Source organism: Yeosuana marina (genome assembly GCF_011762485.1).
GTDB classification, from domain to species: Bacteria; Bacteroidota; Bacteroidia; order Flavobacteriales; family Flavobacteriaceae; genus Yeosuana; species Yeosuana marina.
The window spans coordinates 686-26,036 of sequence record NZ_JAAKGI010000046.1 but is presented as its reverse complement, the minus strand read 5'-3'; the positions used below and the strand labels follow the sequence as shown (position 1 = coordinate 26,036).

The window sequence follows — 25,351 nt, the reverse complement described above, 5'->3', positions numbered from 1 at the left end:
ACAAATGCTTTCAATATTAATCCCAACATATAATTACAATGTTTATCCGCTTGCTTGTCAATTAGAGAAACAAGCTCTTAATACTAATATTACTTTTGAAATTATTTGTTTTGATGATGGTTCTAAATCTTCTGCTAATATTGAAAACGAAAAGATAAACCAATTAAACCATTCAAAATTTATTGCCTTAAATGACAACATTGGATTAAGCAACAACCGTAATGCCCTAGCAAAAGCATCAAAATACGAGTATCTTCTATTTATTGATGGAGATTCTATTTTACACGACAATGAATTTATACTGAGATACATCAAAGTTCTAGAAAGTAATCCAGACGTGATATATGGAGGCAGAATCCACCCTGATTCTGTTGAACCTAATAGAAAATTACGATGGAAATACGGTAAATTTATTGAAGATAAATCTGCCTCTATCAGAAAAAAGAACCCCTATAAAACTTTAATGTTTAATAATACATTCATAAAAAAAAAATGTTTTAATGCCATAAAGTTTAATCCAGAAATAAAAAAATATGGTCATGAAGATACTTTATTTGCTTATGACGCCAATTTATCTAAACTAAATGTAACCCACATTAACAATGCTGTGATGCATGGTGATATAGATAATAATGAAACTTTTATTAATAAAACAGAAAGAGCCCTAGTAAACATTTTAATCTTATACAACAACCATAAAATCTCTCATAAATTTGTTAAGATTTTATGGTTGTATGACATTATGGGAAGCTTAAAACTAAATGGGGTAATGGCTTTTTTGTTTGATTTTATCAAACAAAATCTAAAAAAGCAACTATCTTCTAAAAACCCTTCTTTGATTTTATTTGAAATTTATAAAATAGGCTATCTGTGTTCATTAAAAAATGTCAGTAAAGAGATTTAAATACACTGTCCCAATGTTTCATTATTTTATTTAAATTATATTTTTCAATACTGCTTTTAGCTTTTTCTCCCATTTTATACCTAAGATTTTTATCTCCAATAAGTAGATTTACTTTTTCCACAAAAGCATCCATATCATTTTCTTTCACAAGAAAACCATTTTCCTTATTTTGAATTATGGTTTTTGTGCCTGATGTTCCATCAAAAGCTATAACAGGTTTACCAAATGCCATCGCCTCAATTAAAACCAAACCAAAGGCTTCAGATTCTGATGTTGATAATAGCATTGATGCCTCAGAATAAATTTTTTCAACATTATCAATAGGGTCATAAAATTGAATATTACTTTCAAGATTTTTATCCGAAACCATTCTTTTCAATAATAGATTTTCACCCATATAACCATAAATTTTCAGCACCCAATCAGGGTGCGTTTTTACAACTAATTCCCAAATTAGAATTAATTTATCATATCCTTTTTCATAGGAATGTCGTCCAACTGCAATAACAATTTTACTGTCTTTTTTATTGCTGCTTTTTGGTAAACTAAACCATAACGGATTGGATAATACCTGGATGTTAACACTCTTCCAATCATTTTTCTCTTCTTCATTTAAAACAATAAAATATTTATATGAATTAATACTCATTTGCAGTAACCAATTGGATAAAGTCAACTTAAATTTTTCAAATAAAGATGATGCACTAATATTTCTACTACAATGCCTTTCATAAATCAAAGGCATCTTTCTGGTTATTAAATATGGCAGAAGCGAACCTTTTAGACCATTATCACAGTTCAAAATTATGTCAGGCTCAATAGTATCTATAAGAACATTTAGTTCTTTTTTATAATTAAAAAGTTGTTTTGTATCTATTACAAAAAACTTTATTTGACTATTAAACTCATAAAAAAAGCCAAGATTATTTTGATTTGTGTTAATTACAAAAATCTCGTAGTGATACTTGTCAATTAAATAATTTAATTTAACTGAAAGTATTCTAGAAACACCTCCAGAATCTTGCAAATTAGTTGTTATGTATAATAGTTTTTTCAAAAAAAATTAATTATAATTCATTAACTCTAACCATTGTTTACCTATAACTTTTAATGAAAATTTCTCAACACTTCTCTCTGAATTTACTTTACATATATGGTATAATTCTTGGTCTGTTACCATAATATTTATTCCTTTTACTAATTCGTCTATATTTTGATCTTCAATCAAAAGACCATTTATTTTATGTTGAATAACTTCCTTTGGACCTGTAGGGCAATCAAAAGCCACAACAGGTGTTCCACAACTTAAAGATTCTATCAAAACCATTGGCAAACCTTCATATAAACTTGACATTATGAAAAACTTAGCTTTACTGAAATATTTATATGGATTTTCTTTAAAACCTAAAAAATGCACTAAAGGACCAACCCCATAACTTTGTGCTTTATTAATTAACTCTCCCTTTTTTACACCTTCTCCTAAGACAACTAAAGCTATCCTTTTTTTAGGTAATATTGATTTTGAGTACGCATATATCAATTTATCAAATTGTTTCTCATTTGTGCTAAATTGTCCTGCTCCAAGAACAAATTCAAAATCTAAATCAATCTCTTCCAATTTCATGGTTTTTATTCGCTCTACATCTAAAGGATTGCATATTTTTATTACATTATTTAATTGATGTCTTTCTTCAATAAGATTTTTCATCCTATCGTTAATAGCAATAATTTTATAGCATTTTCCATAAATCAACTTAGTTAAAAAAACCTGCTTAGGCATGTAAACATCAATTTTAGAACTATGAACCGTATAGATTGTCTTTCCTTTATAAATGCATTTGCTAATGAGTAGTTCTTGTATTAAATTTATACGAAAGCGAAAATCTATTATGAAGTCAAATTGATGTTTTTTTATATATTTATTTAAATAATAAAATCGCTTTAATTTATTAAAAATGGTATTGGCTTCACTTTTTAATTTCCCTAGATTAAATACTGTTCCAGAATGCTCATAACCGACTTCATCATGAAATATAATGATATGGACTTCTATCCCTTTTTTGTGAAAAAAATTAGAAAGATTGGCTATTACTTTTTCACTACCACCTGTACTTAACCTAAAACCTACTAAAGCAATTTTTTTATTTCTCATTTTCTTCGCAACATGACACTTATCAAAAATAAGTGATTAATTTTTCTGTTTTACCTCTATTTCAATTAAATTTTAATAATATTAAGTAAATTTAAAGCAGTTTTTATTTCTTAAATATGATAGATTTATCGGTTCACCTAATTACATATAATAACGAAAAACATATTGAGGAAACACTATTATCTATTCTAAAACAAAAAGTAGATTTTAATTACGAAATTGTGGTTGGTGATGACTGTTCTACTGATAATACATTAGATATTATTAATACCTATCAATCACGTTTCCCACATCTTTTCAAAGTTAAAAAAAATGAACATCAGCTCGGAATTTTAGGAAACTTTAAAGCAACACTTGATAGATGTGAAGGCAATTATGTGTTTGATATTGCAGGTGATGATTTGCTAAAGCATGATAAAGCACTTCAAAAAATGGTAGATGTTTTAAAAAGAGATGATAGCCTTGGTTTTATTGATAGTGGTATTGATTTTCTATATGAAAAAAATAATACTATAAAACCTTTTAGAAATAAAAAGGTTATTCAAGCAACTAGAGAGGTATACAAAAAGCTGCTGCTACTAGGAAAATTAACCCCTATTGGTTTATGTTTTAGCAAAAAACATCTAAATAAATTTGTTGATTTTGACACCTACTTAAATATGAACCTCACTATTGAAGACTACCCTATTCTGGTAGATTTAGTAATGAATACAAATTTTACTACTATAGACGAATCATTACATATATATAGAATTCATGATGATTCTTATTCACATAAAAAAAGTTTTGAAAATCATGTTTTTTTAAAAAATCAAATGAAAAACTTATTTGATTTTTTTAAAAAAAAGTATAATTATAATTCTGTTCTTAATGAAAGATTTAATAACGATTACAATAAAGAGTTCTTGTTTTTAGCTGGTTATTTTGAACAAAAAGAAATTGGAAAAGAAACCTTTAAAAAATTAAAATCAAAAAGTATAAAAGATTATATTAATTATGCTGCTAGTCAAAACAAATTATTCAGAAGGCTAATCTCAATAGTTTAGTATTGTTTTTTTATACTAGTAAATTTTTCAAAACTCCTTATGTAGTCTTTCTCATTATAAACATCTGAAGCTAATACTAAACAAACTGCTCCTGAAGAAAAATTTTCTAGTTCACGCCAAATCATATTAGGAATTAATAAACCTTGATTTGGCTTATTAAGTGTGACGTTTTTTTTTGCTCCATTTTCATCTTGCATTATCACGTTAAAACTACCGCTTAAGGCAATTAAAAACTCTTTTTGCTCTTTATGGGCATGCCCCCCCCTATAAGTTCCACTAGGAATATCATATAAATAATATACTCTTTTAAAGGGAAACGGTAATATATCTTTTTCTAAAACAGATATATTACCTCTCTCGTCATGAATCTTAGGTATATCTATAACCTTTATACTGTCTATAAACAAATTACTAATATATTTAGTAAACTCTCTAAAACCTGAGTTTATTTTTTAATTGAAATAACGAATATATAATACTTAACAATGTAACTATTATTATGTATATATTAAAATTCTTGAACGTAGTACTTAATACTATTATAACTACCAGACTTCCAATAAATAACGAAAACACTATAGTTCTTAATGTTTCTTTTCTAAATTTAAACTTATAGTACTTATTTACTAAATAATAATTATAAATTCCTGACACAATAAACATTGTAACCATTGCCATACCCAGACCTATTAACCCAAAGTAGTGGAAAAGAAGTATCGAAGCGATAACATTTATACCGTCACCTAAAAGATTTTGTTTCAAAAAAAGTAATTTGTTTCCTTTTATTAGTGTTATAAAACCTAAAGGCCATACAATAGCTTTAAAAATTATGGCTATCAAGCCTATTTTTAAAATATGTAGCACACTTAAAAATTCTTTAGTATATAAAAATGTAACCAAAAATGGCGCTATTAAGTATAAAACCAATACTGCAGGAACTACCAATAATAAAGCTAGTTCTGTTTGATCGTTCACTAAATTATTAAAGCTTTTCTGGTCGTTTTCATAATCACATAATCTTGGATAAAAATCATTGGTCATGGCCGCAAAAATCAACCCAAGATAACCAACCAAAATTGTATTACTTACTTGATATACGCCTAATATTTCATAGGAATAGTATTTTATTAAAAACCACCGAATGCTATAAAAACATAGTTGTCCAAAAACTACACTAGCAGATAACAACAAACCTAATTTTGCCATTGGCAACCCCTCTATATATGCCTGCTTAATAGTAATTGTATTTATTGCTACTTTAATATTTCTTGTAAAATATAGGCTTAATAAAAAAGCACCCATAGCAGTTAGAATAACTACAGGAATAATAGCATTAATACCATAAAAATAATAGCCTAAAGCAGCTATAATTGAAGATAAAATAGCAACAGAAATATTGTATTTAACAATTGAAACTGCTCGTTTTTTTGCTTGTAAAACAGCAATTTTAATACTGGCAATAGATGTAAACACAAAATAAAAAGATAAAGAAATAACCCATAAATAATGCGCCTTACTCTCAAAAACAACTTCATTTATTTGTTTAACAAACACTAATGCAACTATTGCTCCTAAAACTCCTGTTGCAAGAGCCCATTTATAAACTATTTTAATTAATCTTTTAGATTTTAAACCATTTATATCTTGATCTGTCAGTGCTATTTCTCTAACACTACTATCGGAAATCCCAAAATTTGTAAATCCTCGAATTAACCCTAATACATTTTCTAATAATCCAATAATCCCAACGCCTAATGGTCCTAAAAAAATCGCTGCTATTTTGTTGCTAAACAAACGAACCAAAATTTTTATGAGTTGAGATACTCCATATAATCCTGTGTTTTTAAAAATTATTTTATAAAAGCTCTTGTGCTGCATTTATATATCACATCCCATTTTCTGGAACTCTTCTTTAAAGTTAAGTACCCAATATTGCCATTGAGAAATATATCTTTCTGATTTATTGCTGAGTTTTAAAATTCTCTTTATCTCATTTTCATCGATGTCTAAGTCTAAATTACTACAAAACAATTCATCGTTTAACAACCAATATTCATTTAAAGTGACATTAAAGTCATGAATCGAAAAATCAGGAAGCTTATATTTTGGAAAAGCGGAAGATATAAAACCTGTTTTTACTACCTCTTTTTTTGTTCTACCAAAAGCCACTTTATTTTTATTATTATATTTAATAGCTTTTATTAATTGTTGCTTTTCATTAATAGTATTATTTGCATTACTCCATATCTTTAAATAATAATCCTTTTTAAAAATAGCTCCTGCAACAGAATAAATAGTATAGTATTGTAATTCTTTTTGGAAAGAATACAATCCTAAAATAGACATTAGTTTTTTCCATAATGGATTGTACTTTGTATAAATATATTCAAAAATCAATGGATTTCTAAATTGTATAATTGGATTGTAAAGTATAATATTGTCCACATTTTTTATTGAAACATCTCCTATAACTTTTGTGTTAGAAACCCAAAATAATTTAAGTAAAGCGATATTTTCTTTTCGACAATTATTTTTTAATCTAGAAACATCTATCTTATCTGTAAACCACATATCATCTTCTAAAACAAAAAAGTAATCTGATATATTTAGCGCACTGTCATACCAAAAATTATAGGGGATAATTTCAGGTAATTTATAATTGCCATCTTCAATCTGTTTTGATTTTTTATCATAATTATCAGATTTTAAAACAATTACATTAGGGAATTTTGATTGTATCTTCTGTAAATAAATATTAGGCGTACCATCATCTAAAATATAAATATGCCCTGAAAAGTTTTTTAAATGTACTGAGATGCTATACAAACAACGATTTAAATAGTATACTCGATTAAAAGATTTTATGAGAATATCCATTTATAATGTTTTGATTATTCTAGCAGGATTTCCTGCAACAACAGTATTTATTGGTATAGAACTACTCACTAGACTTCCATTACCAATTACTACGTTGTCCCCAATTATTACACCTTTTAAAATTGTAACATTGTTTCCTATAAATACATTTTTACCAATTTTTACAGATTTTGAAGGTGGATTTATAGCATTGCGCTTAATAGGATCTATATGATGAAAATCGCTATCAATCACAGAGAAGTTAATACCAATTGTACAATTATCTTGAATTTCAATATGTTTCATTGAAACTATATTGAAATTATTGTTTATAACAACATTATTTCCTATTTCAATTCTTGATGTTTTGGTTCTAGCTTCTATATAGCTGTAATGTGAATAATAAAGCGCAGATTGTGCGTAACCAAAATTTATATTATCTCCTAAAATAATTTCGCCTTCTCCTGAAAAAAGAACTGGTGAATTAAGTTTTGGTTTAAAGCCTGTAAATTGGTTATCAGATAGTAATTTATACTTCAGTATTCTTGTTTTAACAAACAGGTAATATTTTATTTTATTTAATAAAAACATTCATATTTATTTAAAACTTTAATAATTTTTTCAACTTCATCATCCTTCATATAAGGATTAATAGGAATACTTAGCACTTGATCATGTATATTTTCAGTAATAGGAAACGATAAATCATGCCATTCTTTTAAGGCCTCTTGTTTATGTGGCGCTATAGGATAAAATATAAGCGTCTGTATTTTATTTTTTAATAAATAATCTTGTAACTCTTTTCTATATTCTGTTCTTATAACAAATACGTGAAATACATGATTTTCAGTTCCATCCCAATAAGGCAATACTATTTTTTTGTTATTTATATTATCTAAATAACGCTTCGCAATAATTCTTCGTTTCGCATTTTCTAAATCTAGATATGGTAATTTTATGTTTAAAAACACAGATTGAATTTCATCTAATCTATTATTTACACCCTGTATATCATTCTTGTATTTGCTAATTCTACCATAATTACGTAATTTACTAATAGTTTCTGCTAAAACTTTATTATTTGTTGTAATCGCACCCGCATCACCTAATGCGCCAAGATTTTTAGTAGGATAAAAACTAAAGGCTGCTGCGTGACTTAAATTCCCAGCTTTTTTATTTAATTGAGAATCAAACGCTCCGTGTGCCTGTGCAGCATCCTCTACAATTAATAAATCGTGTTGCTTTGATAATTCTGTGATGCTTTTCATTTCACATAACTGTCCGTATAAATGCACTACTAAAATTGCTTTAGTTTTATCAGAAATATACTTTCTGATTTCTTTGGAGTCAATATTAAAAGTATTTGGACTTGGCTCAACTAAAACAGGTTTTAAACCTGCGTTTATTATTGCTAATATTGAAGCAATATAAGTATTAGCCGCAACTATAACGGAATCTCCTTCTTTTAGTTTTCCTAAAGCCATATAAGCTTTAAAAATTAAGGTAAGACCATCTAAACCATTACTAACACCAATACAATAATTTGTACCGCAGTATTTTGCAAATGATCTCTCAAATTCTAAAACTTGCTGTCCTAATATATATTGTCCGCTATTTAAAAAATTGTTAAAGGCCTTTTTTAGATCATTTTCATAACGCTTATTCACAGCTTTTAAATCTAAAAATTTTATCATATCAAAACATTTTCTAGCAAATTATAGTTTTTTATTTCAACATTATAAAAATTTTGAGTTATAGTTCTTGCGCCAAAACCCTCTTTCCAAAATTGTAATCCTTTATTTATTTGTTTTCCTTCATTTTCATTAGAAGCCCCAAAATCAAAATATTCCTTGTCAATAAACACATTTTTAATTAGATGATGAAACAACATATCTAAACTCCCTAATTTATTTGTATTTAAATCTCCTGAAATATATTGGGCATGGGCTACACTTTTTGTTATAAAAATTGTTGTACCAGCAACAATTTTATTTTCATGATAAATATTATATTGCTTTATGTAATCAGGAAACTTTTGTTTTAACAACTTTATCTCTTCAATTGAATGAACAGGAGAAACGTTGTATTTCTCTTTTAGATTCGGAATTAAAATTTCATTCCAAAAACTATCAAAATTATCTTCTTCTTTTATAGATAACCTGTGTTTTAAAGCTCTTTTGTATCCTTTAATTCTATCTTTTGAAAACTTTAATGAAGTTTTTTGGTTTACTACAGAAAGTGTGTCTCTTTTAATTAATTTAGCGTTCAACAAAAACATACAATAAAGCATTTCATCACTTGGCAATTGATTATATATACTAGGTAACAACTTAATTGACATAACTTTAAAGGCATTTGTATGTAAAAACTTTAAAAGAGTATAAAAGCATTTTAAAACTGACTCAAATTTTATATCACTTTGAATTAACAAACCTCCATAAGTAAGACCTTGGTGAGAAATAATATCATTACTCGATTTATTTGCTGGAAATAACGCCATCACCTTTTTATCCTTATATACAATTAAAGAATAATCTTCAAACCTATCTTTATGATACTCCATAAAATCTCTATGAAATAAAAATGTTGCGTTTTTTGAAGTCATAACGAATTCATTCCACTCATCATAAAATTGTGGTGAATATTTGATGACTTCGTAACTTTGCATTAAAAGTATATTTTAGTTTGCTTTCTTAAACGTATCTACCTTAAAAAGAGAGGTGCCAAATATGGTTAAAATTAAGGCATAATACATTAAATAACTTACAAAATGTCCAATAACAGCTCCTTTAACACCATATAAATCAATAAAATAGATACTTGTTAAATAGAGTATAATTACCAAAAAAGCTTCAGTAATTAAATAATGCCAAAACATTTTTTTAGCTAAAAACTGATAGGCGATAACAATGGATAATACTTTTAAAAAATCGCCTAATAATTGCCACATAAACAACTCTCCAACAGGCCCAAATTCATCTGAAAAAATAGCAGTTACAATGTAAGATTTTAAAAAATAAATTAAAATTAAACCAAGAGCAAACATTGGCATTACCGTTTTATAAAAACTAAAGACCTCTTTTCTAAACTCTTTAACATCCTCAATTTCTGAAAAACGTGGTAAAATATAAAATGCCATCAACGAACTAACCAGCATTAAATAATACTTTGAAATTCTGAGCATAGCCTCCCAAAAACCAGCATCTTTATAACCTATGGTATCAATTATATGCGAACGAATAGCCAAGACAATCAGAGGCAATATTACTGCAGAAAATAGCGCCATTAAAGAATATGAACTCATCTTCTTAAAAAAAGAAAAGCTTACTGATTTTACCTTAATAAGAGGAACTAAACTACGCCGGTTAATTATCCCTACTAAGGTAATCAAACATATAAGAGACTCTGCTATGGCAATAGAAATTAAAGCTCCATCAATCTTATTTTGATAAATTAAAAGTAAGGTTATTGAAACCCCTAAAATTTGTCCAATAATATTGATGATTATTAACATTTTATAATTTGAATACCCATTCATTATTGAAAATGAAAACATGTTCAACGCATAAAAAGGAAGTACTAAAGCAAAAATCTTAATAACATATGCGTAGTTATTGTAGCTAGGAAAAATTAGATTATTTATAGATTCAGCATTTAAATAACAAGTGAAGGAAACCAAAATTGTAGCAATAAAGCCAAAATAAAAAACAGTAGAGAGAACCCTGCTAAGTTTTATGGCATTATCCTTAAACTCGGCCACATAACGCACTGTACCGTTATAAAAGCCTAAAATAGAAACTGTTTGAACAGAACTTACAAAGTTTCGTAAATTCCCTATTAAAGCCAATCCTTCAACTCCAATAAAAATAGCAATAGCTTTTGAAGTTAATACCCCAGCAATTATTCTAGTTAATACTGATGCTGTTTGTAAAGAGGCAACCCTAACTAAAACATTCTTATTTATGTAGTCTATTAATTTTCTCAATTAATATGATTTTGCATTTTATCATGAAATAAACAGTTAGGTTATATAAAAATTGCACGGCAACCTTAAATATTTTGTTTTTTTCAATCGAACCAAATATACAAAATCATTTATTGCAACTTAAGAATTTTGAATACGGATATAATAGAAAAGTATTCTAATTCTTTTTGAAGACTAAGTAATATAAGTTAATAAAAAGTATAGCTAAATTGGTTATTACAATAGGCTTAGATATTGGAGTTAAAATAAAACCATAAATAACAAATAGTAAACACCCAAAGGAGTTTACTAGTCGCAATTTTATAACAGATTTCATTAAAAATGATAATAATACGGTTGCCATAGCCGCATAACCAACCCACTCTACCACTGAAATTCCTATAAATTCCATATTATGCTATCTTGTTTCTTTTTCTTTCTACTTCGGTGAGATGGATTTTACGTAAACGTAAAAATTTAGGAGTTACCTCAACATACTCGTCTTTTTGAATATATTCAAGAGCCTCTTCTAACGAAAATTTAATAGCCGGTACAATTTTAGCTTTATCGTCAGCTCCAGAAGATCGTACGTTACTTAATTTTTTTGTTTTCGTTACATTAACCGTCATATCGTCACCACGAGAATTCTCCCCGATAACCTGACCTTCGTAAATATCTTCACCTGGATCCACAAAAAAGCGTCCTCTATCTTGTAGTTTATCAATTGAATACGGAATAGCTTGACCTTTTTCCATAGACACCAAACTACCATTTTGACGTTCTGGAATACCTCCTTTTAACGGTTGATATTCTTTAAAACGGTGTGCCATAATAGCTTCACCTGCAGTAGCTGTTAACAATTGATTACGTAATCCTATAATACCTCTTGATGGAATCATGAATTTACAAATCATGCGTTCGCCTTTGGCTTCCATACTTAGCATTTCACCTTTACGCAACGAAACCATTTCTATGGCTTTACCTGATACTGTTTCTGGCAAATCGATCGTCATTTCTTCTACTGGCTCACATTTAACGCCATTGATTTCTCTGATAATAACTTGTGGCTGCCCTATTTGAAGCTCATATCCTTCACGCCGCATAGTTTCTATAAGTACAGATAAATGCAATACACCACGACCAAAAACCATAAATTTATCAGCACTATCTGTTGCTTCAAGTCGAAGCGCCAAATTCTTTTCTAATTCTTTATTTAATCTATCTTTTATATGTCTTGAAGTTACATATTTACCATCTTTACCAAAGAAAGGTGAATCATTAATAGTGAATAGCATACTCATTGTTGGCTCATCAATAGCAATAGTTTTCAATCCTTCTGGATTTTCAAAATCTGCAACAGTATCTCCAATATCAAATCCTTCCAATCCAACTAAAGCACAAATATCACCAGCTTGAACACTCTCTACTTTTTTGCGCCCCAAGCCTTCAAAAATATGAAGTTCCTTAATTTTTGATTTTACTATTTTACCATCTCTTTTCACTAAAGAAATATTCATTCCTGTTTTTAGTTCACCACGTTGCAAACGACCAATAGCTATTCGTCCTGTAAAGGAAGAATAATCTAGCGATGTAATTAGCATTTGAGTAGTTCCTTCTTCTATTTTAGGAGATGGAATGTGCTCAATAACCATATCCAATAAAGGTTCAATAGTTTTGGTTTCACTTTTCCAATCATCACTCATCCAGTTATTTTTGGCAGAACCATAAACGGTTGGAAAGTCTAGTTGCCATTCTTCGGCTCCCAATTCAAACATTAAATCAAAAACAGATTCATGTACCTCTTCTGGTGTACAGTTTTCTTTATCAACTTTATTGATAACAACACATGGTTTTAAACCTAAATCAATAGCTTTTTGTAATACAAAACGCGTTTGTGGCATAGGCCCTTCAAAGGCATCAACTAATAATAAAACACCATCAGCCATATTAAGAACACGCTCTACTTCACCACCAAAATCGGCGTGACCAGGGGTATCAATAATATTAATTTTTGTGTCTTTATAAATCACAGAGACGTTTTTAGATGTAATTGTAATACCTCTTTCACGTTCTAAATCATTGTTATCAAGAATTAAATCACCAGTATTTTCATTGTCACGAAACAAATGACAGTGATACATAATTTTATCAACTAAGGTTGTTTTTCCGTGATCTACGTGTGCGATGATTGCAATGTTTTTTATATTAGCCATAATATGCCTTATTTTAAGCGTGCAAATGTACGTGATATTTTGGAATCTAGTTAATTAAATGTTATTTTTAATTTTTATATGAATTGAACTAACTATTTTAGTTAAACACTTGATTAGCAGTTAAAATAATTTTATTTTTAGTCACTGTAAACAAATGTAAATTGTATTTTTTAACACTCTCAACTCTCTCACAAAATGAAAACTTTAATTAATTATTCAAAATTTATTCCTTATTTATATTTTATCGCTGTAACTACGTTATTGTTTACAGACATAAATGGTATTAAAGCATATCCGGTGTTATTATTAAGTATTCCTTTTTTTTGGCAAATTATTAAACCAAACAAAACCTTAAACTTCTCTCTAGGTATTACTTTTTTATGTTTAAGTTCGTACTTAATACTCATCTACTTATCTGATACATTTAGTATGATTACCATATCGCAATCGTTCAAAAGCCTTTTAATATTTAGCGGTTTTTTTGTATTTACTTATTTTATTATGGCTTCTTGGATATTAAGAAATAGTATACGTAGAAGCTTTTAAATACGTAACTTTGCATTTTTAAATGTAAAGATATGAGACTTGATAATGTCCCTAAGTTAAAATACAGTAATTCAAATAATTTTTTCTTGCTATGTGGTCCGTGCGCTATTGAAGGCGAAGACATGGCTATGCGCATTGCTGAAAAAGTAGTAAAAATAACCGATAAACTTGAGATTCCATATGTTTTTAAAGGTAGTTTTAAAAAAGCTAATCGAAGTAGAATTGATAGTTTTACTGGAATTGGAGATGAAAAAGCTTTAAAAATTCTTGAAAAAGTCTCTAGAACTTTTGACATTCCAACGGTAACTGATATTCATGAAATATCTGATGCCGAATTGGCATCTCAATATGTTGATGTATTGCAAATACCCGCGTTTTTGGTACGTCAAACAGATTTGGTAGTCGCTGCTGCAAAAACAGGCAAAGTAGTCAATCTTAAAAAAGGACAGTTTATGAGTCCTGAAAGCATGAAACATGCCGTTCAAAAAGTTAAGGATGCTGGCAATGAAAAAGCCTGGATAACCGATAGAGGTACCATGTTTGGATACCAAGACATGATTGTTGATTTTCGTGGTATTCCAACCATGAGAGCTTTTGCACCAACCGTTCTTGATGTTACTCATTCACTACAACAGCCTAACCAAACAAGTGGTGTAACGGGTGGAAGACCAGATATGATTGAAACTATTGCACGTGCCGGCGTTGTTAATAATGTAGATGGTTTATTTATAGAAACTCATTTTGATCCTGCTAACGCTAAAAGTGATGGCGCCAACATGCTACATTTAGATTATTTAGAACAACTTTTAACAAATCTTATCTCCATAAGAAAAACAATAAATACCCTATAATTTATTTATAAAACCATGAATTATTTTAACTACAAAGTCCTATTGGGCTTTACATTACTGTTATTTAGCATCAATATATTTGCTCAAGATTCTGAACCTACAAAGTATACCGCAACAAAAAAAGGGAAGTTTTTTATAAGTTGGGGAGGAAACAGAGAATCATTTTCAAAATCTGACATTCACTTTAAAGGTGAAGATTACGATTTCACCATACAAGATGCTTTTGCAAAAGACAAACCCAAAGGTTGGCATATAGACTATATAAATCCAACTAGAATAACAATTCCTCAAACCAATGTAAAAATTGGTTATTACATTAATGATCATTATGCTATTTCTCTTGGTGTAGACCACATGAAATACGTTATGCAAAGAAATAGATACAGAACTTTAGATGGATACATAAACCTACCATCTACAGAACCTGGTTCGATTTACAATGGCACCTATGATAATGAAGAGTTCTATGTTTCTGAAGATTTTTTAAAATTTGAACATACTAACGGGTTAAATTACGTGTATGCAGAATTCGCCAGAGTTGATGATATCTCTTCGCTTTTTGAAATTAAAAATACAGACAAGTTTCAAATTAACCTTACAGAAGGTATTGGTTTTGGAATTTTATATCCTAAAACAAATACGACCTTGTTACAAAAAGACAGATATGATGAGTTTCATTTAGCTGGCTATGGTGCCTCAATAAACGTTGGCCTAAATTTTACGTTCTTCAAGAATTTCTTTATTGAAACCGATTTAAAAGGAGGCTATATTAATATGCCAGATATTAGAACAACTAGTAATACAGCTGAAAGCGCTTCACAACATTTCAGGTATTTTGAACGTATCATATCTATAGGAGGAATATTTAAAGTATAAAAATCAATAAAGATTTTTAGCACTATTTAAAACATCTATTAAAACGGAGTCGTCAATAGATTCTAAAGAAATATATCTTAAAGACACCATTTTTTTTCTGTTTTCTGTTATCAAATGATCTTTATGAATTTGTATTTGTTGACCTTTCACAAAGCCAACATCTACATAATGTCGTTTATGGCTTGCATTAAAATAGCAAAACGGTTTTCCATAGATATAATAAAATGGGATTTTGTATTTATACTTTAATTCTACTTCAGGAATTACGTTCTCAACGATTACTTGCAAATGTATTAATATAGCTCTATAAGGTTCTGGTTGATTGATAATATAGTGTTCTGCAGGCTTCAAGGATTAAAACAGATTTATTATTTTTTCAAACTTAATGAAATTTTATTATGTTAATTAAAATTAATTTATTTACTTTGTAATTCAAAGTACTTTTATATGGAATCAAAAGATTATTTAAAAGATCTCAGCGAGATTAAAGATTTAATGAATAAATCATCTCGCTTTATTTCATTAAGTGGTTTATCTGGAATTTTAGCAGGCACTTATGCATTAATCGGAGCTGCTATTGCTTATTGGTTAGTTACAAATTACAGTTATGGCACCTTAATTCTTGATGGCAAAATTTTTAGATTAGTAATGTTAGATTTATGTCTTGTTGCATTTTTAAGCATTATTACCGGTATTATTTTAACCACTAGAAAAGCTAAAAAAAATAATACAAAAATGTGGGATGCTACATCAAAACGATTGGTAATAAACTTTCTTATTCCTTTGGTTGCAGGAGGCCTATATATTTTAATTATTTTAAGTAATGGTAAGTATGGACAAACTGGCGGTTTAATGCTTATTTTTTATGGGCTAGCTTTAGTAAACGCCTCAAAGTATAGTATTGGAGACATTAGGTATTTAGGCTATATTGAAATTATTTTAGGGTTAATTGCTACTTTATTTCCAGGGTACGGATTTTGGCTTTGGGTTTTAGGTTTCGGAGTAATGCATATAGTTTATGGAACTTGGATGCACTTTAAATATGATAAATAAACCATCAATTAAAACTTAGATTCCTAACTTCGTAGGAATAAAAAAATGAGCATCATAAACAACATAAATAAAGTTTTTGATCATCGCATTAGATTAGGCATTATGTCTATTTTAATGGTGAATGAATTTGCCGATTTTAATATGTTGAAAGAATTATTAGGTACCACAGACGGCAATTTAGCCAGCCACACCAAAGCCCTTGAAAAAGCCGAATATATAAAAGTTGAAAAACAGTTTATTGGCAGAAAGCCAAACACCCGCTACTCTACTACTAAACTGGGAGAAATGGAGTTTAAAAAGCATATTGAAGCTCTAGAAAAATTAATCAATAAACAATAACTATTTTTTTATCAATTTACTTTGTATTTCAAAGTACTTTAAATTTATTATTATGGAAAACAAAAAGCATCAACATCAAAACAAAATCGCTAACTGGCTAAAAACATCAATAACAGCTAGAATGCTCATGGTAGGATTTTTAATCATTATTTTATTAATTCCGCTTTCATATATAAACAGCCTTATTACCGAACGCTCAGTGCGACAACAAGATGTTGTTCAAGAAATAAATGGAAAATGGGGAAATAATGTATTGGTATACGGACCTATTTTAAAAATTCCTTATCAAACATATACCGAAACCAAAATTTATAACGAAATAACCAAAACGTATTTAAAAGAAACTCAAACCCAAATTAATTACGCTTACATTTTTCCAGAATCATTGACTTCAAAGGTTAAGGTAAACTCCAAAAAACTAAAACGAGGTAATTTTGAATCAGCTGTTTTTACAACAGATATGAATTTTTCTGGTTATTATATTCCAACAGATTTAACTTCAAAAGATATAAAACCAGAAGATATTCAGTGGGATAAAGCCACCGTTATCATTGAGACATCAAACTTAAAAGGCATAAAAAGCGATATGCTTATAAAACTAAACAATAATAACTACGCCTTTCAAACTAATTATAATGAAGACTCAAACAACAGAAATCGAAATTTAGATGTATTAGAATCAAGCTTTATAAATGCAAATGATATTTCAAATAATGAAAATGCCAATTTTAGTATATCAATCACATTTAATGGAAGTCAACAATTAGAAATTATTCCTATAGGAAAAACAACAACAATGAGTATGACTTCTAATTGGGCAGATCCAAGTTTTATTGGCAACTATTTACCCAATGATGAAACCAAAACAATATCAAAAGAAGGCTTTAAAGCCGATTGGAAAGTACTACACATTAATCGCGCTTTTTCACAACAGCACCTAAATAAAATACCCAATCTGAAAGAATTTGCTTTTGGTACAAAATTTATGGTTATGGTAGACGAATATCAAAAAAGTGAGCGCTCTGCTAAATACGGATTCTTGGTTATTGCACTAACCTTCTTAATATTCTTCTTAATCCAAACATTAAGTAAAATAGATATTCACCCTTTTCAATATTTAATGATCGGGTTGGCACTCACTATGTTTTACACATTATTAGTTTCTATTTCAGAACATAGTAACTTTTTAAAAGCCTACGTAATTGCCGGTATTTCGGTTGTTATTCTCATTACACTATATTCAAAATCCATATTGAAAACATCTAAGTTCCCTGCATTTATTGGGTTATCGCTTTCAGCTCTTTACACGTTTATTTATGTAATTATTCAATTAGAAAATTACGCACTTTTAGTCGGCAGTATTGGGCTCTTCTTAATATTAGCACTAGTAATGTTTGTCTCAAGAAAAATAGATTGGAATAACGGTTAATGCTATTAATTGGTTGGTGTGGGCGTTTCCCCCGAGAAAATTGGGGGTTGCGCTTTACTCAAAGCTTTTATTTAAAATTAATGAAATTGGGAATATATATTTCACTACTCGCTCCCTACTGCGTCGGGGAGCTCAAACAATTAGCCTGCGGTGAGTGCAGTCGAACCGTTCAATCGCTAACGCAAAATAACTATACATGAAAGATTTAATATTTTTTGAAAAAACAATCGCTTTACTAAGCTTTTTAATAGGAACGGCATTATTGTCCATCTATCTATATTTTGGTAATCCTAACACTATTAAAACCGTTGGTTTATATTTTGTAATAACAGCTTTTATAATAAATAGTTTACTTTTTTTTATTAATCTAATAGGTATAATAATAGATAACAAAAATAGAGTTGAACTTATTAAGACTTGCGGGATCATGCTTTTGAATATCCCAATAGCAATCTTATACCTCTATATGATTATTTCAATAATATTCTCTCCAAAATTTTAAATCAATGAAATTACGGTTTAATAAAACATATGTAATTATTACCATTGTACTTTTTATAACCGAAGCATTAATAGCTATATATTTAAAGCAAGGTTTTATTCGGCATACCTTTGGAGATTTTTTTAGTGGTTATACTTATTTACTGCTTCTTTAAAAGTTTTATACCCAACAATCATTTTAAAATTGCCATGTTGGTTTTAGCATTTGCTTTTTTAATTGAGTTTTTACAATTAGTAAATATTCTAGAAATGTTTAATCTACAAAACAACCACCTCGTAAAATTGATACTTGGAAGTACATTTCAAATTTCGGATGTAGTTGCTTATACTCTTGGGATTTTGACCGTTATAATTTTTGAACTTAAACTAAAAAATGAGAACTAACGTAAAAACATCTTTTCATTAATAGCTGTTTCAATAGCCAAAATATCAACTTATAAAACTCATTAAAACCACATTATTTGTCATCTTTTTTGTTACCTCTAGGTAAGACTTCTTCAGGGAATGGAAATAGTATGGTTGAATTTTTTTCTGAGGCAATATTAGATAAGGTTTGATATAACCTTAACTTAATGGCAGATGGCGATTGATCTATAAGCTTACCTGCTTCTAATAGTTTACCAGCTGCTTGCTCTTCGGCTAAAGCTAAAATAATGCGGGCTCGTCTTGAACGCTCTGCCTCTGCTTGATTTGCCATCATACGTTTCATATTTTCTGGCAATTGAATATCTTTAATCTTAACATCAATTATATCAATACCCCATTGCTTAGTTTCTACTTCTACAATGTTCTTAATGTTTTTTCCCATTTCTTCTCGTTTAGATAAAATTGTGTCCAATTCAACCTTACCACAAACATCGCGCAGAGCAGCTTGTGATAATTGGGTAATGGCAAATTGGTATTCTTCAACTTCCAATACTGCCATTTCTGGATCAATTACTTTAAAAAATACCACACCATCAATACTACATGGTACATTATCTTCAGTCATGACTTCTTGAGAAACTATATTTATGGTAATAACTCTGATATCTACTATTTGAATAGTCTCAACAAATGGAATAATCCATCTAAATCCTGGTTGCATGATTTTAATATATTTACCAAACCTAAATTTTAAAGCTCGTTTGTATTCAAAAATTATGCGTATCCCTGATAACAGAAACAACACAATAATGGCCGCAAAAACTAAAAACAAATTCATGATAGTTATCTTATAAGTTAATAATATTATTAGCTCATAAGTTAATCATTTTCAAACGATTATTAAATGACATATGTCAGATAACTCAAGAAATTATGCTATCTAAACTGATTCTTTAATTTTTAATAAATGATTATAGTGAAGCTTTACAAAATCTAGTCGATTTTCCTGTTTTTTTCCTGAATATTCCTGATAATTTTAGTCGCCATACTTCTTGAAACAAATCGATGTAACGATGCAAGGAATTTATTAATCAACCCTGGAATGGCTACTATTTTGCCTTTTTGCATAGCATTATAACCATAGAGCGCAACTTCAGAAGGACATGCCATATTAAAATCTATCTTATTATCTGAAGCACTTTCTGAAACAACCTCTTGAAACGATGTTTTTGTTGGCCCAGGACATAATACAGTAACGGTAACACCGGTTCCTTTAAGCTCATTAGCTATGGCTTCAGAAAATGATAACAAATAGGATTTTGAAGCATAATATATAGACATTAAAGGACCTGGTTGAAACGCAGCTAAAGATGAGATGTTAAGAATTTTACCAGACCTTCTATTTATCATACCATCTAATAACAGTTTAGTTAAATGGGTACTTGTAATAACATGCACATGTATCATATCTAACTCGCGTTCCCATTCTGTATTATTGAACGATCCAAACAAACCGAACCCTGCATTGTTAACCAAAATATCAATAGGCACATCATTAATAGCTTCTACTATTTCAACCGCCACATTAGGTTTACTTAAATCTTTTACAAGAACATCAACCTTACATTTGTATGTTTCTATTATTTCTGCCTTAACCTCTTTTAGTTTTTCAGCATCAACATCTATTAATATTAAATTATAATTATCATTGGCTAATAGTAATGATAATTCATAACCTAAGCCTGAGGCAGCTCCTGTTATTAAAGCAGTTTTAGTCATTAAATAAGTTTAAATTTAAGAAAATAGATGGGTGCAAGCTAATCATTTCCTTCAACAAAATCCTGTAAATAAGCAAACCGTTCAGTGAGTTTACCCTTATCAGTTATTTTGGCCCTTGCCAAAATACCATCTTTATCATTATTAAAAAAAGCGGGAATAACATGTTGCAAAAACATATCTCCAAAGCCTTCGCTGGCATCTTTTGGTAGTTCGCATGGCAAATTATCTACCGCCATGACAGCAACAGCATTCTCTTTTTTATAATCTGTTTCAGTTTCTGTTTGTGGGTCGTAACCATAAATAGGCTCTGCAATGGTTGAAGCACGCAATGTTGTTGCTACGGGACCATCGACATCACAACTTATATCGGCTACGACTTTAATATTAAAATCTGGTGATTTTACATCGGCTCTGGTATATAAATAGGGTGCGCCGTCGCCATAAAAATGGCCTGCAATATAAAAATCGGTTACTTTAGCAAAACGCATAAAATTAGAGTCATACTCTTTTGGATTATCAAAGAAATCAAACATATCTTTCACTTGTCCATCTTTGCGTTTGTTATAATCTAACACATCAATTTTACAATAAACAGGTTCATTAAAAGTTTCACTTAAATAAGCTTTTACAGATACATTTTTAATAGACATGGCATCTAACATTTCTTGTGCACCATTAGCTACTTTACCACTTCCTGTTAAAAGGATTTTAATATTTGGCACCTCTAGGGTATTTAAAACATCTATCAGTTTTTTTTGATCGTGTAAGGTTTCGGCCTTTGGTAAATTCCAAGAATTAAACTTTAAACCCCAAGCTCTGAAACCGTTATAAGTTCCTACAATTCCTGCGTAACGTCCAAAACCTATTAAACGAAATCCTTTTTCATTTACGATGGTTTCATGGTCATATAATTCAATGTTCTTTTCTAAGACGGCCTTAAGTAATTTTCTATTATAGTGCTGTTTTTTGATAGTATGTGAGAAGAAAAAATATTTTTTATTGGGTATCAAATTTTCTATTGGTACTTCCTTTACACCTATAAGCACATCGCAATCTGAGACATCTGTTACAACATCAAAACCAGCTTTTTTATAGGCTTTGTCTTGAAAAACTCTAACGTCTGACGCTTCTACTTTAAAAATAGCTTCTGGAAATTGTTGTTTTGCTTCCTCTAATTCTGATGGAGAAAACACGACACGACGATCTGGCGGGCTTTTACGTTCTTTTATGATGGCAAATTTGATACTCATATAGTTATATTTTAATTATCAATTTTAAAAACTGACATTGTAGTTTTTGGTATAAATTTTGCACTAATGTAAGAGGATTTGAATGGTTATACAAACTTTTTGATACCTTTGCATCCCGCGTTAAGGATTGAAGCGGTATCCTTTTTTGGCATTAAAAGCAAAAAAGATATAGCAGAAAGCCTGACGCACTTTTGCCATTAAAAGCTAAAGTGGGTAACGCTATTATTTAAATTATTTTTCAATTAATAAGATTCCTGCCTTCGCAGGTATAAATGGGGTCGACTGGTTTTGACAGCGAGATTAATTGAACGGTAAGCACGTCGTGTAATGACTTTGAGACACGTAAAAGGCTAGGTCAAACTTTAAACGGCGAGAATAACTACGCTTTAGCTGCTTAATCTGAATTTTAGTAAGATTAGCCTAGGCACACAAGGTGTGCAAGCTTTATGTCTCCAGAAAGCCTTGATTGACGGCGTTCTATTTTGAGGCATCGTAAATGTCGATATAGAAAGTAAAGTGCTTTGATTTACTTTTGAAACTAAAGAAGCTAAGTTATAAGTAGGTTGTCTTTAACCAGCTTATAATCGAAAACCTAAGAAAAGAATAAACGTGTAGAAAGCCCTTTGGTTACTTGTTTGGACGAGAGTTCGATTCTCTCCGACTCCACTATTTGAGTATCAAAACTCATCAAAAATCCTGTAAATATATGATTTACAGGGTTTTTCATTTTATTTGATTTCAATTAATATCAATTAAAACCCCTTCAATCGAGACCAATTCGGTGACCCCTTTTGAATTTTGTAAATAGGTCTCGCTAAGTGCAATATTTTACTGATTTTCAATAGTTTATGAAATTATGATGTTAGGTTTTTAATTATTATTTTCATACCTTTTTAGAGCTTTAGCGAGACCTAAAATTTATAATATTATGAAAACAGACTTTTCAATACATTTTCACCTAATAAACTCAAAGATTAACAACAGAGGATTAGCCCCTATTTACTTACGGTTAACTGTAAACAATAAACGTGTAGAATATAGTATTAGCAGAAGGTTAGAATCTAAATTTTGGAATCCAAAAACTCAGCGTGTGATGGGTACAAATCGAGATTCTGTAGAAATTAATAATCACATCGACAATCTTAAACATAAACTATATAAAATACACCAAAGGCTCATTGACGAGGATGCACGTATCTCCTCAACTTCAATGTTAACCCTTTTAAAAGGAGGTGGAAAGAAAGTAAGATTCATACTTGAAATTTTTAAAGAACATAACGAAAGGACAGACTTATTGGCTGGTAAAGACATTTCTGTAAGCACAGCAAAGCGATATTGGACATGTTATGATCATGTAAAACAATTTATTGAAGAGGAATATAGTTTAGAAGATTATAAACTCAGAGACATTGACTATCGTTTTGTCACCAAATTTGAATTCTTTTTGAAAACCGTTAGAATGTGCAATCACAACTCAGCATTAAAGTATATTAATAATTTTAAAAAAATTATTCGGATTGCTTTAGCTAATCAATGGATGGATAAAGATCCTTTTTATAATTACAAAGTTAAATTCGAAGCCGTAGAGCGTGAATTTTTGACTTCTGAAGAGGTATCCTTGCTTTATACAAAAGAGCTTTATTTTGATCGGCTAAAAATTGTAAGAGATATGTTCATTTTTTCTTGTTACACGGGACTTGCTTATTCTGATGTTAAAAAACTTTCTAAAAATGATATTACAACAGGAATAGACGGAGGTTTATGGATAAATATTAAACGAACAAAAACTAATACTCGTAGTAGCATACCTCTTCTACCTGTGGCTCAAGAAATTTTAAATAAATACGCATACCATCCAGACGCTATGAATTCTGATTGTTTAATTCCTGTGTTTAGCAACCAAAAATCTAATGCTTTTTTAAAGGAAATTGCTACACTATGTGGAATCTCAAAACCTTTAACTACACATTTAGCTAGACATACATTTGCTACAACAATAACACTAACTAATGGAGTACCAATAGAATCAGTAAGTAAAATGTTAGGTCACAAATCCTTAAGAACAACTCAGCATTATGCTAAAATTGTTGATAGAAAAGTAAGTGATGATATGAAAATTTTAAAAGAAAAATTGGAAGCTCAAACTAGTATTAACAAAACTAAATCAAAAAAACATTAAGCTATTATAGTAACACATTAGAGGTAAATCAAATTCTGATTGAAGGACTTAGTCCCTCATTTTAAATACCAATTTTCTATAATGACCCTAAATACTGACAATTATGTCGACTCTCTTTTTATAACTTTAGGTTAAAACAATTAAATTAAATTGACCTAAATTAACATTTGATTGCAATACCAACCTAAACAAACAAGACTAATCCAAAAGATAGTAATAAGGATAATATAAACACCACAACCGCCCAAGTAGGATAAATTTTAGCTTGATTTATTTTATCATTAAAGCGTCTTTCAAAACCTTCTATCATGTTTTTGTGTATGGCCATTTGTTTTTGATGTGCTTCAATAATGGATTTGTATTCCGATACATCCATCTTAATTTTGGTGTCTTTTAATTGGTCATTAATGTTCTCTAGTTTCTCAACACCATTTTTAAAATCATTGATTTCATTAACCATTAAGGCTGTTAGTTCTTCCAGTTTTGTCATGATTGTTATGTTTAAGTTAATATCCTAAGTCCATCCCTTTATCAATGGCTCTTTTAATAATGAACTTGGTGATCTTTAAAGCTACGTTTGGCGTGAGATCTACCACTTTACCAGCTAGTTTGATACTTACATTGTTGTCTTTTAAAATACTTTTTCCTTGAATCCCAGACATCTCTTTTCCTATATTACCCATTGACATATTGCGATGTACTTCACTCCCTTTAAGATTATGGCCATCGAACTCAAACCGAAAGCCCTGTAATTTGTTTTGTTTGTTGATTGTTGGAATGACCTTGACCCCATTGACTTCCATCGCTTTTACATACGCATCAAAGGATTTCGGCTGGAACTGTTTCATGGTCAGATCATGCCTACGCTTAATCTCCATTCGTATTTCTATTAGATTTAATTCCTTTTCAAATTGGATTTGCTTGACCGTAGTCAATCCCATATGTTCCGCTACTTTTTCTGCTGCCTGCTGACTTCGTTTACCTATAAAGCTATCATTATAGGCCACGCCTTTAAAATCAATGCGATTGACATATAAATGGATATGT

Annotated in this window: 26 protein-coding genes, 1 other RNA gene and 1 pseudogene; 12 read left to right on the top strand and 16 right to left on the bottom strand. The window is 29.6% G+C overall.

The annotated features are described in order from the left end of the window. Positions 1–4: 4 nt before the first annotated feature. Positions 5–904 carry a glycosyltransferase family 2 protein gene (locus G5V56_RS17690; protein WP_166967636.1) on the top strand — a complete coding sequence of 300 codons (900 nt, stop codon included), beginning with the start codon at positions 5–7 and terminating at the stop codon, positions 902–904. On the opposite strand, the gene G5V56_RS17685 is transcribed toward G5V56_RS17690, so the two are convergent. Both G5V56_RS17685 and G5V56_RS17680 read right to left on the bottom strand, forming a co-directional pair. After that, a complete protein-coding gene (locus tag G5V56_RS17685; protein WP_166967634.1) occupies positions 888–1,961 on the bottom strand; it encodes a glycosyltransferase in 1,074 nt (357 codons plus the stop codon). The genes G5V56_RS17690 and G5V56_RS17685 overlap by 17 nt on opposite strands. A 6-nt stretch (positions 1,962–1,967) precedes the next feature. After that, the gene (locus tag G5V56_RS17680; RefSeq protein WP_166967632.1) at positions 1,968–3,056 is read right to left on the bottom strand and encodes a glycosyltransferase; all 1,089 of its coding nucleotides are present in this window, start codon (positions 3,054–3,056) and stop codon (positions 1,968–1,970) included. A 116-nt stretch (positions 3,057–3,172) separates the two neighbouring features. Here G5V56_RS17680 and G5V56_RS17675 point away from each other — a divergent pair, with 116 nt between their 5' ends. Continuing rightward, positions 3,173–4,102, top strand: coding sequence for a glycosyltransferase family 2 protein (locus tag G5V56_RS17675; protein WP_166967631.1), 930 nt, complete (start codon positions 3,173–3,175; stop codon positions 4,100–4,102). On the opposite strand, the gene G5V56_RS17670 is transcribed toward G5V56_RS17675, so the two are convergent. From G5V56_RS17670 to typA, 8 genes are all read right to left on the bottom strand, one after another. Next, the gene (locus tag G5V56_RS17670) at positions 4,099–4,518 is read right to left on the bottom strand and encodes a sugar 3,4-ketoisomerase (RefSeq protein ID WP_166968019.1); all 420 of its coding nucleotides are present in this window, start codon (positions 4,516–4,518) and stop codon (positions 4,099–4,101) included. The genes G5V56_RS17675 and G5V56_RS17670 overlap by 4 nt on opposite strands. A 16-nt stretch (positions 4,519–4,534) precedes the next feature. Then, positions 4,535–5,980 (bottom strand): oligosaccharide flippase family protein, encoded by a 1,446-nt coding sequence (locus G5V56_RS17665; RefSeq protein ID WP_166967629.1) that lies wholly within the window; start codon positions 5,978–5,980, stop codon positions 4,535–4,537. After that, a complete protein-coding gene (locus G5V56_RS17660) occupies positions 5,981–6,979 on the bottom strand; it encodes a hypothetical protein (RefSeq protein ID WP_166967627.1) in 999 nt (332 codons plus the stop codon). After that, the gene (locus tag G5V56_RS17655) at positions 6,980–7,549 is read right to left on the bottom strand and encodes an acyltransferase (protein ID WP_166967625.1); all 570 of its coding nucleotides are present in this window, start codon (positions 7,547–7,549) and stop codon (positions 6,980–6,982) included. Further along, positions 7,537–8,652: a DegT/DnrJ/EryC1/StrS family aminotransferase gene (locus tag G5V56_RS17650; protein ID WP_166967623.1), complete on the bottom strand. Its 1,116-nt coding sequence runs from the start codon at positions 8,650–8,652 to the stop codon at positions 7,537–7,539. Before G5V56_RS17650 ends, G5V56_RS17655 begins: the two co-directional genes overlap by 13 nt. Next, positions 8,649–9,626 carry a GNAT family N-acetyltransferase gene (locus G5V56_RS17645; RefSeq protein WP_166967621.1) on the bottom strand — a complete coding sequence of 326 codons (978 nt, stop codon included), beginning with the start codon at positions 9,624–9,626 and terminating at the stop codon, positions 8,649–8,651. Before G5V56_RS17645 ends, G5V56_RS17650 begins: the two co-directional genes overlap by 4 nt. 12 nt (positions 9,627–9,638) lie before the next feature. Next, a complete protein-coding gene (locus G5V56_RS17640; RefSeq protein WP_166967619.1) occupies positions 9,639–10,943 on the bottom strand; it encodes an O-antigen translocase in 1,305 nt (434 codons plus the stop codon). A gap of 392 nt (positions 10,944–11,335) precedes the next feature. Further along, positions 11,336–13,135, bottom strand: coding sequence for a translational GTPase TypA (typA, locus tag G5V56_RS17635; protein ID WP_166967617.1), 1,800 nt, complete (start codon positions 13,133–13,135; stop codon positions 11,336–11,338). A 195-nt stretch (positions 13,136–13,330) separates the two neighbouring features. Between typA and G5V56_RS17630 the strand changes: the two genes are divergently transcribed. Genes G5V56_RS17630 through G5V56_RS17620 form a run of 3 tightly spaced genes read left to right on the top strand, consistent with a single transcriptional unit; the run spans position 13,331 to position 15,408 of the window. Next, the gene (locus tag G5V56_RS17630; RefSeq protein WP_166967615.1) at positions 13,331–13,681 is read left to right on the top strand and encodes a hypothetical protein; all 351 of its coding nucleotides are present in this window, start codon (positions 13,331–13,333) and stop codon (positions 13,679–13,681) included. Positions 13,682–13,713: 32 nt separating this feature from the next. Continuing rightward, the gene (kdsA, locus tag G5V56_RS17625) at positions 13,714–14,532 is read left to right on the top strand and encodes a 3-deoxy-8-phosphooctulonate synthase (protein WP_166967613.1); all 819 of its coding nucleotides are present in this window, start codon (positions 13,714–13,716) and stop codon (positions 14,530–14,532) included. 15 nt (positions 14,533–14,547) lie between these two features. Then, complete coding sequence (locus G5V56_RS17620; RefSeq protein ID WP_166967611.1) at positions 14,548–15,408, top strand: hypothetical protein; 861 nt, start codon at positions 14,548–14,550, stop codon at positions 15,406–15,408. Positions 15,409–15,411: 3 nt separating this feature from the next. Here G5V56_RS17620 and G5V56_RS17615 read toward each other — a convergent pair whose 3' ends face one another. Beyond that, positions 15,412–15,759: a DUF1801 domain-containing protein gene (locus G5V56_RS17615; protein ID WP_166967609.1), complete on the bottom strand. Its 348-nt coding sequence runs from the start codon at positions 15,757–15,759 to the stop codon at positions 15,412–15,414. A 96-nt stretch (positions 15,760–15,855) separates the two neighbouring features. Here G5V56_RS17615 and G5V56_RS17610 point away from each other — a divergent pair, with 96 nt between their 5' ends. The 5 genes from G5V56_RS17610 (at position 15,856) to G5V56_RS19230 (ending at position 19,114) form a co-directional block, all read left to right on the top strand. Then, the gene (locus G5V56_RS17610) at positions 15,856–16,461 is read left to right on the top strand and encodes a hypothetical protein (protein ID WP_166967607.1); all 606 of its coding nucleotides are present in this window, start codon (positions 15,856–15,858) and stop codon (positions 16,459–16,461) included. 45 nt (positions 16,462–16,506) lie between these two features. After that, on the top strand, positions 16,507–16,800 hold the full coding sequence (locus tag G5V56_RS17605) for a winged helix-turn-helix domain-containing protein (protein WP_166967605.1): 294 nt from the start codon (positions 16,507–16,509) through the stop codon (positions 16,798–16,800). A 52-nt stretch (positions 16,801–16,852) separates the two neighbouring features. Then, complete coding sequence (gene creD / locus G5V56_RS17600) at positions 16,853–18,229, top strand: cell envelope integrity protein CreD (protein ID WP_166967603.1); 1,377 nt, start codon at positions 16,853–16,855, stop codon at positions 18,227–18,229. Positions 18,230–18,425: 196 nt separating this feature from the next. Continuing rightward, positions 18,426–18,731, top strand: a complete 306-nt coding sequence (locus tag G5V56_RS17595) for a hypothetical protein (protein WP_166967601.1) — start codon at positions 18,426–18,428, stop codon at positions 18,729–18,731. A gap of 125 nt (positions 18,732–18,856) precedes the next feature. Next, entirely contained in the window at positions 18,857–19,114 is a 258-nt protein-coding gene (locus G5V56_RS19230; protein ID WP_394366213.1) for a ribosomal maturation YjgA family protein, read from the top strand. A 73-nt stretch (positions 19,115–19,187) separates the two neighbouring features. Here G5V56_RS19230 and G5V56_RS17585 read toward each other — a convergent pair whose 3' ends face one another. The 3 genes from G5V56_RS17585 to G5V56_RS17575 all read right to left on the bottom strand — a co-directional run bounded on the left by G5V56_RS17585 (position 19,188) and on the right by G5V56_RS17575 (position 22,119). Continuing rightward, entirely contained in the window at positions 19,188–19,934 is a 747-nt protein-coding gene (locus G5V56_RS17585) for a slipin family protein (protein WP_166967597.1), read from the bottom strand. Positions 19,935–20,089: 155 nt separating this feature from the next. Beyond that, the gene (locus G5V56_RS17580; protein WP_166967595.1) at positions 20,090–20,875 is read right to left on the bottom strand and encodes an SDR family NAD(P)-dependent oxidoreductase; all 786 of its coding nucleotides are present in this window, start codon (positions 20,873–20,875) and stop codon (positions 20,090–20,092) included. Positions 20,876–20,913: 38 nt separating this feature from the next. Further along, positions 20,914–22,119 (bottom strand): NAD(P)-dependent oxidoreductase, encoded by a 1,206-nt coding sequence (locus tag G5V56_RS17575; RefSeq protein WP_166968017.1) that lies wholly within the window; start codon positions 22,117–22,119, stop codon positions 20,914–20,916. 280 nt (positions 22,120–22,399) lie between these two features. Between G5V56_RS17575 and ssrA the strand changes: the two genes are divergently transcribed. Next, positions 22,400–22,794: a transfer-messenger RNA gene (ssrA, locus tag G5V56_RS17570) on the top strand. Positions 22,795–23,053: 259 nt separating this feature from the next. Beyond that, positions 23,054–24,304: a site-specific integrase gene (locus G5V56_RS17565; protein ID WP_166967593.1), complete on the top strand. Its 1,251-nt coding sequence runs from the start codon at positions 23,054–23,056 to the stop codon at positions 24,302–24,304. 184 nt (positions 24,305–24,488) lie between these two features. Here G5V56_RS17565 and G5V56_RS17560 read toward each other — a convergent pair whose 3' ends face one another. Both G5V56_RS17560 and G5V56_RS19115 read right to left on the bottom strand, forming a co-directional pair. After that, the gene (locus tag G5V56_RS17560) at positions 24,489–24,794 is read right to left on the bottom strand and encodes a DUF6730 family protein (protein ID WP_166967591.1); all 306 of its coding nucleotides are present in this window, start codon (positions 24,792–24,794) and stop codon (positions 24,489–24,491) included. A gap of 16 nt (positions 24,795–24,810) precedes the next feature. After that, positions 24,811–25,351: pseudogene (locus G5V56_RS19115) on the bottom strand (relaxase/mobilization nuclease domain-containing protein); the annotation flags it as partial.